The 10,382-nt window shown below is 61.5% G+C and carries 12 protein-coding genes; all 12 read right to left on the bottom strand.

All coding sequences use genetic code 11. The annotated features are described in order from the left end of the window. Entirely contained in the window at positions 1–693 is a 693-nt protein-coding gene (locus tag IVB50_RS28030) for a hypothetical protein (protein ID WP_247298384.1), read from the bottom strand. Next, complete coding sequence (locus IVB50_RS28025) at positions 693–896, bottom strand: hypothetical protein (protein WP_247298382.1); 204 nt, start codon at positions 894–896, stop codon at positions 693–695. The genes IVB50_RS28030 and IVB50_RS28025 overlap by 1 nt, the downstream gene beginning before the upstream one ends. Beyond that, complete coding sequence (locus tag IVB50_RS28020) at positions 896–2,317, bottom strand: packaged DNA stabilization protein (RefSeq protein WP_247298381.1); 1,422 nt, start codon at positions 2,315–2,317, stop codon at positions 896–898. The genes IVB50_RS28025 and IVB50_RS28020 overlap by 1 nt, the downstream gene beginning before the upstream one ends. After that, positions 2,314–2,724 (bottom strand): hypothetical protein, encoded by a 411-nt coding sequence (locus IVB50_RS28015; protein WP_247298379.1) that lies wholly within the window; start codon positions 2,722–2,724, stop codon positions 2,314–2,316. Before IVB50_RS28015 ends, IVB50_RS28020 begins: the two co-directional genes overlap by 4 nt. Beyond that, on the bottom strand, positions 2,705–2,875 hold the full coding sequence (locus IVB50_RS28010; protein WP_247298377.1) for a hypothetical protein: 171 nt from the start codon (positions 2,873–2,875) through the stop codon (positions 2,705–2,707). The genes IVB50_RS28015 and IVB50_RS28010 overlap by 20 nt, the downstream gene beginning before the upstream one ends. 60 nt (positions 2,876–2,935) lie before the next feature. Continuing rightward, a complete protein-coding gene (locus tag IVB50_RS28005; protein WP_247298375.1) occupies positions 2,936–3,451 on the bottom strand; it encodes a hypothetical protein in 516 nt (171 codons plus the stop codon). Positions 3,452–3,536: 85 nt separating this feature from the next. After that, complete coding sequence (locus IVB50_RS28000; RefSeq protein ID WP_247298373.1) at positions 3,537–4,769, bottom strand: P22 phage major capsid protein family protein; 1,233 nt, start codon at positions 4,767–4,769, stop codon at positions 3,537–3,539. 42 nt (positions 4,770–4,811) lie between these two features. Then, positions 4,812–5,681: a hypothetical protein gene (locus IVB50_RS27995; protein WP_247298370.1), complete on the bottom strand. Its 870-nt coding sequence runs from the start codon at positions 5,679–5,681 to the stop codon at positions 4,812–4,814. A 70-nt stretch (positions 5,682–5,751) separates the two neighbouring features. Next, complete coding sequence (locus IVB50_RS27990) at positions 5,752–6,165, bottom strand: hypothetical protein (protein ID WP_247298368.1); 414 nt, start codon at positions 6,163–6,165, stop codon at positions 5,752–5,754. Next, a complete protein-coding gene (locus IVB50_RS27985) occupies positions 6,165–8,408 on the bottom strand; it encodes a portal protein (RefSeq protein ID WP_247298365.1) in 2,244 nt (747 codons plus the stop codon). The genes IVB50_RS27990 and IVB50_RS27985 overlap by 1 nt, the downstream gene beginning before the upstream one ends. After that, complete coding sequence (locus IVB50_RS27980; RefSeq protein ID WP_247298362.1) at positions 8,408–9,958, bottom strand: hypothetical protein; 1,551 nt, start codon at positions 9,956–9,958, stop codon at positions 8,408–8,410. Before IVB50_RS27980 ends, IVB50_RS27985 begins: the two co-directional genes overlap by 1 nt. Further along, positions 9,918–10,184 carry a hypothetical protein gene (locus IVB50_RS27975; protein WP_247298359.1) on the bottom strand — a complete coding sequence of 89 codons (267 nt, stop codon included), beginning with the start codon at positions 10,182–10,184 and terminating at the stop codon, positions 9,918–9,920. Before IVB50_RS27975 ends, IVB50_RS27980 begins: the two co-directional genes overlap by 41 nt. Positions 10,185–10,382 lie beyond the last annotated feature (198 nt).

Here is a 10,382-nt window from a genome sequence, read left to right as displayed (position 1 = left end):
TTATGCCTTGGCCGGAGTAGGAGCGAAGCCGCCGATACCAGAGGCCTTCAGGGCGAGGCTACCCACGCCCGTAAGAGCACCCCAGAAGTTCGACGATGCGCTATAGGGCGCAAGAGCTGCATCTGCATTGGCATTGCCAACGCCTGTCGCCGAGTTGTAGCCGTATTGAGCCCTCTGACCGGCGACGCCAAGGTCAGCACCAGCCTGGGCGCCCTTCACCGCCGCGCCGCCGCTGATGGCGCTGTTGTTGGCGCTCAGATATGGAGCCAGCCGACTGACATAGTTGCCGTAGTTCTGATCGGCGTAGGTCGTCGCGAGTTTGGCCGTGTCGGCAATGGTGTTGCCGCTTGCGAGAATTCCCCGCGACGCCGCCCGGCGGTCGTTTGCATCGGTCAGGAGATCGAAACCGGATTGGTAGCCCGGCGTCGCCGTGAACAGGTCCTTTGCAGTCGCGAGTCCTGTCGCGCCGTTTGCGCCTGTCGCATCCCCGTAAGCGGTAGCGCCGCGTCCGGTCGAGTCAATCAGGCTGGTATATGGTGCATAGGCCTGCCCATACAGCGCATCGGCGCTCGTCTGACCCTGCGTGAGCGCGTCTTGAGCTGAAGTGTTGCCGGCCGTGTAGCCCGCAGCCTTCGCCTTTGCCGCCTCTTCGGCTGGCTTGGTCGAGAAAAGGTCCGTGAACAAATTGCCCATCAGTTGGCTCCAGGCGCGAAATTCTTGTTCGCAGAAGAGTAAATGAGCACCTGCCCGTTGCTCGGTGCGGTCGTTGAAACGTCAGCCAGATCGAGCAGCCCAAGCTTTTCGAGCGCCTTGATTGCGTCGTACCAATCAATCGTGAAGAGCCCCGTTGCTAGGTCGATCGCCGGGACGTCCTGCGGAGGGATGCGGACCTTCATCAGACTGCCCTCGGGTCGTCGCTCATGGTCGCGAACATGAAGCCTCCATAGACGCCGCTCGAGATATCAAGCCGCCAGCGCCGCCCTTGCCATGTCGTGCGGCCCGTGCAGGCCACGAGCGAGATCAGTTGTTTCGGCATGGATTGCCGGCCAAGCTTTCGCAGGATCGGATTGCTCCAGGTAAAGCCGCCGTCGTCCGACCATGAAATCTCGACATCTGGATCCGTCTGATCGGGGTCATGTCCTGACGCGATGCCGACGCCCGTCGTGAAAAAGAAGTCGGCTCGCCCAACTGTCGACCCACCCGGGAAGTCCATCACCGGACCACTCTCGATGCGGAGCCGCAGCGGGCTTCCGACTTCATCGTTTGCCGCGGTCTGTACAGCCTGAAGATTTCCCGTTTGCGTATCCCCGGCCAGCCATTGGCTGAATGCATTGATTGCACCCGAGATGCGCGAACGAGTGAGCCCGTAGCTGTCGCGCTGAAACCATTGCGACGTCGAGATGTCGAGGATCCAAGTCCAAGCTGGGCAGGACAACTGCCAGAAGGCGTGCCCGCGAGAGATATAGGCGGTCGCCTCGAGCGTCGTCTTGTCCGAAACCGACTCGATCAAGCCCTCGAGATCAGGCGATGAGACCTTCGTCGGCGTGTAGCCGTCGAGCTTGTAGACAACGTTATCGTCACCGACAAAGATAGGCCCGCGGCTGAACCCGTCCTCATATCCAGAGACGCAGTAAGGCCCGGCCAAACCGCGAGGAATGACCGTTGAGCGCGCGAACGGGAATGGCGTCGTTCCTGCGTCGGTCCACACCTCAGTAGATTGGTTGCCGAAGAACAGGAGCCGGCCGCCCCAGGACACCACCCGCTGCAACCCGTCCGGCTTTGCCTCGGCCTTACCGAATGACAGGGCATTGACAGCGGTCGAGTTCAGATCCGTCGCGAAGGCCCTGCCATCGCCGGTGGTGAACACCAGATACCCGTCGAGGAAGTCAACCGAGTTGACCGAAGGAAGATCGGCGTCAGGGTAGGAGTTTGTGACCGCCGTGGGCGTGAATGTCGCGATATTGCCGTCAGGATCCACGAACACCTTATCCGGCGTCGTGTTGTTATTCGCAGCGAAAAACCCGCGCTTGGTGCCGTTCAGATTGCCGACGTTGACCGAGGCCCCGCCGGCGCTGGTCCACTTCTCGAGCTTGCCGCTGTACCCGACATAAAGCACGCTGTTGACGACGATGGCGCCGCGGTATCCCGTGCGCGCCGACGTCCCGAAATTCAACAGCCCGGGCCCGCGTCGAATGACAGTCTTGTTCGGCGCCTGGTCCCCGAGCTCTTCGACGTAGCCGTTGACGATCCGGCCACCCGACTCCTGCGACTTGGCGCCGGGAGCGGTCTGAACCGGAAACGGGATAGGCCTCTTCACCAGAAGCCGCCCCGATAGATTCCGCGGCGCGGCGTGGTCAAGGCGGGATCGATCCGAAGCGTGCGCAGCGTGCGCGCCGGCGCCGCTAGGGTCCGCAAGGTGTCCTCCGCCAACATGGCGAGGGCCTGCATTTTCTGATCGGCCGGCAGGTTGAAGCCAGAGCAGGCCTTGTTGGCGATCCAGTCGGCAAGCGGCAGGAATGCCTCATCCTCAATCGCGCCGTCAATCGGGCCTGCGCTTCCCACGTCCTGCACATAGTAGATATCGAGCCGCGCAAGCAGAGCGGCAGCCGGATCGATAAACCCGTCCATCTTCAGCACGAGATCAGCGTCAATCGACTGGCCCGAGGCAATGACGCCCAGGTTCGTCAGGCACTGGTTGATCAGTTCAGCCCGCGTTTTGGACATCGGCCGCCTCTTCCGCCGCCTTCAAAGCCACGCCCATCCGTCCGCGGACTTCCGCCCGGGTCAGGAAGTTGGCCTTGATCGTGTCATCGGACCAGCCGCGCGCCTTGAGATAGGCGTCCGTGGCCGCATCGATCTGTTTCTCGGTCGGCATGTCACCTCACACGAAAAAGGCCGCTCGAAAGCGGCCTCGTTTCTCGGGTATGCGGGAGCGTTAGGCTGGCAAGCGGTTCTCTTCGCGTGCCTTGCGCTCGTCATCGGCACGCTTGGCAGCCTCATCAGCCTCGCGGTCGGCCTCGGGCACATCAGGGAGGTCCGTCTGCGCCGTCAGGATACCGCCACGGTCGCGGAGCGCCTGTTCACGGCGGATCTGCTCGCGCTCGGCTTCCGTGTTCTCGTTCTCCGGAAATTGCTGGTCCCGATGGTCGTTCGAGGACAGTGGCATGCCCATCCGGACACCCTCGCGGGGCCTGTCGAACACGGACGACGGCGCATCATAGCCGGTCGTGCGGGTCTTGTTGACCTTGGCGACGTCGGTATTTGCCACCAGAGCGTCGGAAACCTTGGCCGGATCCTCACGGAGGATCGTGCAGAGGTCCGAAAGCTTCACATGGTTGCCGTTGCAGCCCTCGATGCGATCCGCGATGGCGCGCATCAGAGAGTCCACGCCTTCCGAAACGCTCTCACTCGACTCGACTTCGTTGATCAGGTCGTCATGCAATTTCGACATGGGACATTCTCCTGTTGATGCTGCCCCAAAGGGAAACAGCGGCACGAATGCCGCTGCTCAACGCTTGAAGGCTTACGCCGTTCCGTTAGGTGCCGGCGACGCGAACCGCGAGGCGCGGATCGATCGTCTTCGTGCCGTACAGCACGTCGAGACGCCAGGTGCTCTTGTCGTTGGTGCCGTCGTAGAACGGAATGACACGAACCGAGATGCCGTTCTTGCTCTGACGAGACACATCAACCGCGCCCGGCGGCTTCGCCATCGGCACTGTGACCAGCGCGAAGGCGTTGCGATCGAAGAACAGGTTGTTCGTGTAGTTCGTATTCGCCGTGCCGACGAAGGTCAGCGCGGCATTGTCGGCCGGAACCGCCGAAACCGTCTGGAACGCGCCCGAGGTGATGATCTGGGGCGCGATCGTCATGGTCAGGTTGCCCGAACCGTCCGAGGAGCCGGCCGCCTTCACGACGAACTGCTTCAGGATCGGCAGGGTCGCCTTGGTGATCGGGTTGACGTCGAACACGCCGGCGATGGTGAAGACGTCGCCAGCAACCACGCGAGCCGCCGCCGCCGCCGTCCAGCCGTCCGTGATGAGCGTCTGTGTGTTGGCGCCGGTGGTGTCGTAGGTGGTGTTCTGGGAGGCGCCGTTGACCAGCGGAGTACCGCCGAACGGACCGGTGGTGAAGGTCGGCGCGTTCTGCGACATGTAGGTGTCGATGCCGCCGATCTTGCCGATCTCGCCTTCCCGATACGATTTGTTGTTGATCGCCTGGGAGAAGAGAGCGGTCTGCGAGCCGGCCAGGGCCCAGAAGTCGGCAGGAGCCAGAATGGCCGTGCGGCCACCCTGGGGCACCGAACGCTGGTCCATGTTCTGCGCACCCTTGGCGAAGCCCGCAAACGACTGGATCAGCGTGCCGGGCGTGCCGACATACTGCGGAATGTCCTTGTAGAGGGACATCACCGAGACGTCGATCTGGTTGGCGATCTGGATCATCGCCGGCCGAATGACGCGCTCGGAGAGCTCGCCGATGTTCAGGGTCAGTTGCTGGGAGGTGAACGCGAAGTCGACGCCGGCGATCTGGTTGACGACGATCGAGGTCTTGGCCTCGGTGACGTCCTGCGCGGAGGCAGTGATCGTGGAACGGACGGTGAAGTCGGTCGGCTTGCGGATGGTGATGGTGTCACCGACCGTATAACCGTTGATCTTCTTGTCGAACTCGCCTTCGTAGCCGCGGAACACCGCGTTTGCCATGACGAGTTCGTTTTCGAGGATGCCAACAGCCGCTTTCGCGATGATGCTGGCCGAGAGAGTGGTATTTGCCATTGAAGCCTGTTCCTTGTCGGAATGGCTCCCGCAGGCCCGCCTTTAACGGGCCCTGTCGCCGTATGTCTTCTTGAAAAACGCCTGCAAGTCAGCCTCCTGGCTGCTTGGAGCGGCGCCGCCTTTCGAGCGGGACAACGGAGGGGGAGCGGAGGTTTGCTTTTTCGCTTCCGGCAGCTTCAGCGTGGCCTCCAGCCGTCCCATTGCGCGGGCCAGCTCGCGAGAATTCATCGCGTTAAGTGCGTCGAGCTCGTTCGGATTCTTCGCGAGGTGGTAGGAGATGAGATCAGACTTCTCGGACGACATGATCTCGTCGATCACGTCCGTTCGGACCTGAACCCCATCCATTGCTTTCATGACCTGATCGAAGTCAGCGATTACCTCGCGTGCTGCTTCGACTCGCTCGAGGTGCGCATCGCGGCGCGCCTGAGCGACTTCGGCCTGTTTCGCCTCGTGCTGAGACTGCTCACGGGTCTTGAATTCGTCCTGGATGGCGCCCCGCGCCGCTTTGCCAGCCTCATGGGCCGTCAGCGCGCGTTGCCAGGCGAACCAATCGCCATTGTAGTCTTCCTCACGTGGCGCTTTCTCCGCGTCGCTGGCGTCTGCCGCCGGCGTCTTGCGGGTTGCCTCTTCCAGCCTGCGTTGCAGGTCGGAATTCTCTTGCAAGAGACGCTGCTCGCGGATTTTGGCCCGCTGCGCGCCGCTCAATTTCTTCTTTTCGGTTTCGGCCGTTTCCTCAGCAGCTTTCGCCGCCGCGGTTTTGGCCTCTTCCGATTGGCCTTCTTCGCCTTCCGCAGCCTCTTCCGTGACCTCCTCAGGAGCATCAAGGTCGATAATGCCGTCATTGACCGGCGCCGCGGGAGTCGTGGTGGTGGTCTCAGAAGCCAGCGTTTCCGCCGTCTGTTCGTCGCTCATGGTTCACTCATGAAAAAAGCCGCCCCAGAGGAGCGGCCGTGGACTGCCCAGCGCGGCTGCGCCGGACTTGTTACTTCGGCTGGTAGATCACTTTGCCGCTGCTATTCGCCAAAACATCGCCATCGCCCCATCGCGGGGCATTCTCGTTTGCCCACTGGCTCTCATTGGAAAAGCTCTCGTGGTATGGCGTCTTCCACTTGTCGGGATAGTGGAGTTGGTTGTCGTATTGATTGACCGCCGATTGCGCGGCCGGATCGCCGCCTTGCAGGGCTCGGTAGAACCCGCGCATATCGTAGTCGGAAACTTTTGCCTCAGGATCGAACGGCACTTTGTTCTGTTGCAGCCACCCCCGGAAAGCCATTTCATCGGCCAGCGGAAGTTGCGTATTGAACCCGCTGGCGCCCTCCTTCACATACGGCTGGTTGCGCTGATAAATCTGTTCCGGTGACGGCCTCGTTCCAAGCAATGTGCTGAAATCTGGCATCACTGCACCGTCGCCGGCTCTTCCGGTTGAGCCATCTGCTCCATCGTCAAATCGTGCTTCTCGCCGGCGCGGCGGGTGTCAATGCCGAGCAGCGTCATGTCGGCGCCGTGGCGGTCCATCGCGTGCGCGTGTGATCGGCTGTGCTCGATCTCGCCCCTTGCCATATCGTGGTCGTGGCTTTCGATCGTGCGCAGATGATCCATGTGCGTGTTGGCGAGGTCAGCCTTGGCCTTCTTCGCCTCGCTCTCGGCTCGGTCTGCGTCCGCAACGGCCTTTCGCACGTCAGCTTCGGCTTTGGCTGCCTTGGCCTCGGCTTCCTTGACCTTGGCTTGAAGCTCCGCAAACTGCATCTGCTCGGCCGCCTGAGCCTTCTGCTTGACGGCCTCCTGATCGGCATCTTCCTTCTGCTGCTCGGGCGACGGGCCCTTCCCTGCGGCCTGCTCACGCTTCTCGCGGTCGGCCTGAAGCTTGGCCTTGATCGGCGGCGGCAGAAGCTCCTCGAGCCGTTCGCCGATCTCCTCGGCCTGAGGCCAATCCATGTTGCGGGCGTAGATGTCGCCCATGACAGGCGCCGCCGGCGGGAATGCGCGGATGAACTCGGTCATGGCAGCTTGGGCGAACTCTCGCTTGGTCGCAAACGACGGGCCCTGCTCCATCACGACGTCGTAGCTGCCCGACGTCATGTCATGCAGCACCTTTGAAACCCCGTCGACCATCTGCGGCTTGTTGATCTCGACCATATCGGGCTTGCCGTCGTCGCCGAGGATCTGGACCGTGCGCTGGGTGTCGTAGATCTTGGGGAAGAGCTCGTTGATGATCTCGCCGGTGCGCTCGATCGCAAGCGCGAAATTGTCGTGGTAGACGTAGGTTCCGGTATCGCCCTGCGCGTCGCGGCGGGCGATGGCGATGCCTGAGGTCTCATTCGACTTCGCGCCCAGGCTCGCGTCATAAATGCCGATGACGGCTTTCATGTCGTCGGAGTTGCGAAGCTTGGCCTCCGAGATGGCACTTGATCCAACCGGAGGCTGAATGCGCTGCGGCGGGCCCGGCGAGGCCGGATCAGGCGTGTACTCGAGGAACGGATGCGCCTCGGTGTTGGCGGTCTCCCACAGGTCGTAATGCTGTTCGAACTGCTTCTTGGTCCCGAGCCACGGAGCCTTCGGCTGAAGCGCGATCACCTCAGTTTCTGCCGAGGCGTAGTAGTTTTCCATGCGCTGAGGATCCCGGGCATAGCGAACAACGCCATGCCGATAGACCTCACGGCCGATCCGGACTTCCTCGCCGATGACGGGGACGATCGGAATGTGCATCCCCGGCCAATCGGACTCTTCCAAGACCTCGGCCATCGTGATCATGTAGCGGCAGATCTTGTAGCTGTCGCGCTCCTCGATGCGCGCCTGCTTCTGCTGCGCCAGCCATTGAAGACCGGCCTTGGCCTGCTCTGGAGGAACGTCCTTGAGCTGATCGGTCAGATCCTCAACCGATCCATCCGGCAACAGCGCCAGCGTGCGCTTGATCGGCTTTTTCTTCCAATACTCGACGACGCGGATATAATCGTCGTTCGCCCAGCTCGAGAACCAGCTTGTGCCGCCCAAACCGTAGAGCGATGTATCGAAGCCATCAGCCTTCGCGTTAGGCCATTTCTTCTTGAACTTCGCCCGGGTCATGTCGGTCGGAACGAAGACGTGATCAGCGTCAGATTTCGTCGGCAGGAACGAGTCAGCGTCCCAGAGGACGGAAACGCCGTCCTCGATGCCGATCACCCGGATTTCCTGGTTGAACGTGCCAGCGTGGGCATATTCCGTCGTCACAGCCCAATGGCCGATTCCGCAAGTCACCTGGCTATCGGCGCCGGTGGTGTAAACGTGCTTCGCCTTGCTCCGGTTCTCGACGTAGCGGATCATGCCGCCGCGGACTTCCGCCGTCTTGATGTCAGCCCCGCTGTCGACCGGGACAACCTTGATCGCCGGCCGCGACTGCCGCATGTCGCCCGTAACCTGGCGCACGAACTGAGGCAGCTTGTTGATGACGAGGCAGGGACGGCCGACGCGGGCTTCCAGAGCCAGCGCATCCCACTGGTCTTCCTTGCGACCGCGGCGGAACCTCATATCCTGGTAAGCCTCATCGATGTTGCCCTGCTCGCGCGCATAGTCGCGGTCATACTCGAGCAGCGCCTCTTCGTGGACCTCTTCCCAATCGGACATGGACTCGTCCTTGTCCTGGTCGTCGTCGTAATCAGCCATCAGGCGCCCTGCCATGACGCTACGCGCCGGCGCTCTCGGGGGCGCTCAACGACTTCATGGACGGGTTCAGCGAAGGTCAAAGCAATGGCATCCCATTCGTCTGGCGAGCGCACGCCGCGAGCTCGCATATGCTCCTTGCTCTCGAGCAGGAGCCGTTGATTGACGTCGTAGTTATAACCTGGCCCGCAGGCATCGGCCTGAAGGCTGTCAGCATCCGGGATGTCGGCCCCGCCCGGCTCATCGAGCCAGTCACGCGACCGCGACCACATTTCAGCGCGCCGATTGCGCGGACCTGCCGATTTCGTTCCGTCAGGCAGGATTACGTTTGGCTCTTGCGGCTCTGAACCGAAGTTGATCGGAACAACCTTCTCAAGATAAACGCCACCCCACGAATGAAGAATATCGACAACACCACCGCCAACACCGCCGACGTCCACAAATACGCGAGCCGGGTTGTCAGCATCGATCACCTGCTTGACCCAATTGGCGCCGGCGACCGTATCGATCTTGCCGCGGCTCTCTATCTTGCTGACTTGTCGGCCTCGGCGCCATGCGATGGCGAAGCGATCGTCTCCAAAGCGTGCTGGATCGACACCAAGGACGAGGGGTCCGATCCCTTCGCAACTCTGCTTACGAGCTGCAAGAACTCGTTCGGACTTGATGAAACTATCATGTCCAGTAAGCTGGAACGCCTCTTCAGCCGTCGCCGGATATTCCTGCTTGAAAAGGAGGACATCCTTTAGCTCCGCGATCTTGGCTCGACGCCACGCCATTTGCCCGACACTGAGCTTGTGCGCGTCGGCGTAGGCCTGTTCCTCTTCGTCAAGCTTGAAGTCCTGCGGAACGGGCCGCTGATATCCAGGATCCCAGAACCAAGGGATAAAGATGGCCTCATAGTCGCCGATGCCGGCTTCCGCCTGCTGCCAGCGCTCGTGAAACTCGCCGCCTACACCGTTGGCCGTCGACTCCAGAACGATCTCTGTGCCGGGCAAGTCCGGGATGGCCTGCACCACGCCTGCGAAGTGCGTCTTGGCATTGGGCCAGAAAGCCACTTCAGAGCCGTGGAAGAGTTGGACCGTCTGTGACCGCCCGACTGCCTTGGCGCCCGCTGTGCCGACCGCGTAGCCGCTTTCCAGGCCCTCGAAACTCAGTTCCTTCGCGTTCGCCGCACCAGTCGCCGGCTTAACCAGATCAGGGCAATGAGAATGATAGCGCTCCACCATCCCGAACAGGTTGTTCGTCGCGTCCTGCTCATGAGTCAGGATAAAAACCCGGACGCCTCGGCTGTGTGACGCTCGCCAATAGTAGCGGCCGCCGATATAGGTCGAGATGCCTTGTTGCCGGCCCTTCAGCACCAGCGCGCGAACCTTTCCGGTTCTCTGTCGCTGTGCCTCAAGTCGACCGTGCAGATATATTTGAGCCTGGTTCAGCTCCAGCGGCTCGATCTTGCCGGCCTTTGTTCGGATCCTCAGGCAACGCGAGGCATAGTGCGAGAAGTCGTCCCGGAGCCTACGCCTGATCGTCCGTTCCCGGTCCGTCATCGAGCTCATTCAACGCGTCCTCGTGCGATAGTGTCAGACTGCCGCTCATTTCGACCGATGAGGCCGAAAGATCGGGCAATGTCTTCTTCAGAAGAACCTCGATCGCGCGGACTTGGGTCGGCTCCAGCTTCAGATCGCCAAGCGCATGATCCGTAAGGCGATTTATGAGCTGACTTGTCTGGATTTTCGCCCGGGTTTCTTCGTCGTGGCGGATTTTGTTTACTCGAGCAGCCATAACCTCAACTCACCCGCGCTGAGCGCAGCCGCCGACGATATAGCCGAGGGCGAAAGAGGCGATGAACATCACTGTGGGCCAGATGAGATCGGCATAGGAGAACGCCGGGGAGATTTCGAAGTTCACAGCCGGCTCGTAACCATCAGCTTTCCGCCCTTGCGGATGACGCGGGCTTGGCCCTTGGAGATGAGGGAGGCG

It is taken from the genome of Bradyrhizobium sp. 87 (assembly GCF_023073015.1).
Lineage (GTDB): Bacteria > Pseudomonadota > Alphaproteobacteria > Rhizobiales > Xanthobacteraceae > Bradyrhizobium > Bradyrhizobium canariense_D.
This window is presented reverse-complemented; position numbering and strand designations above follow the sequence as displayed.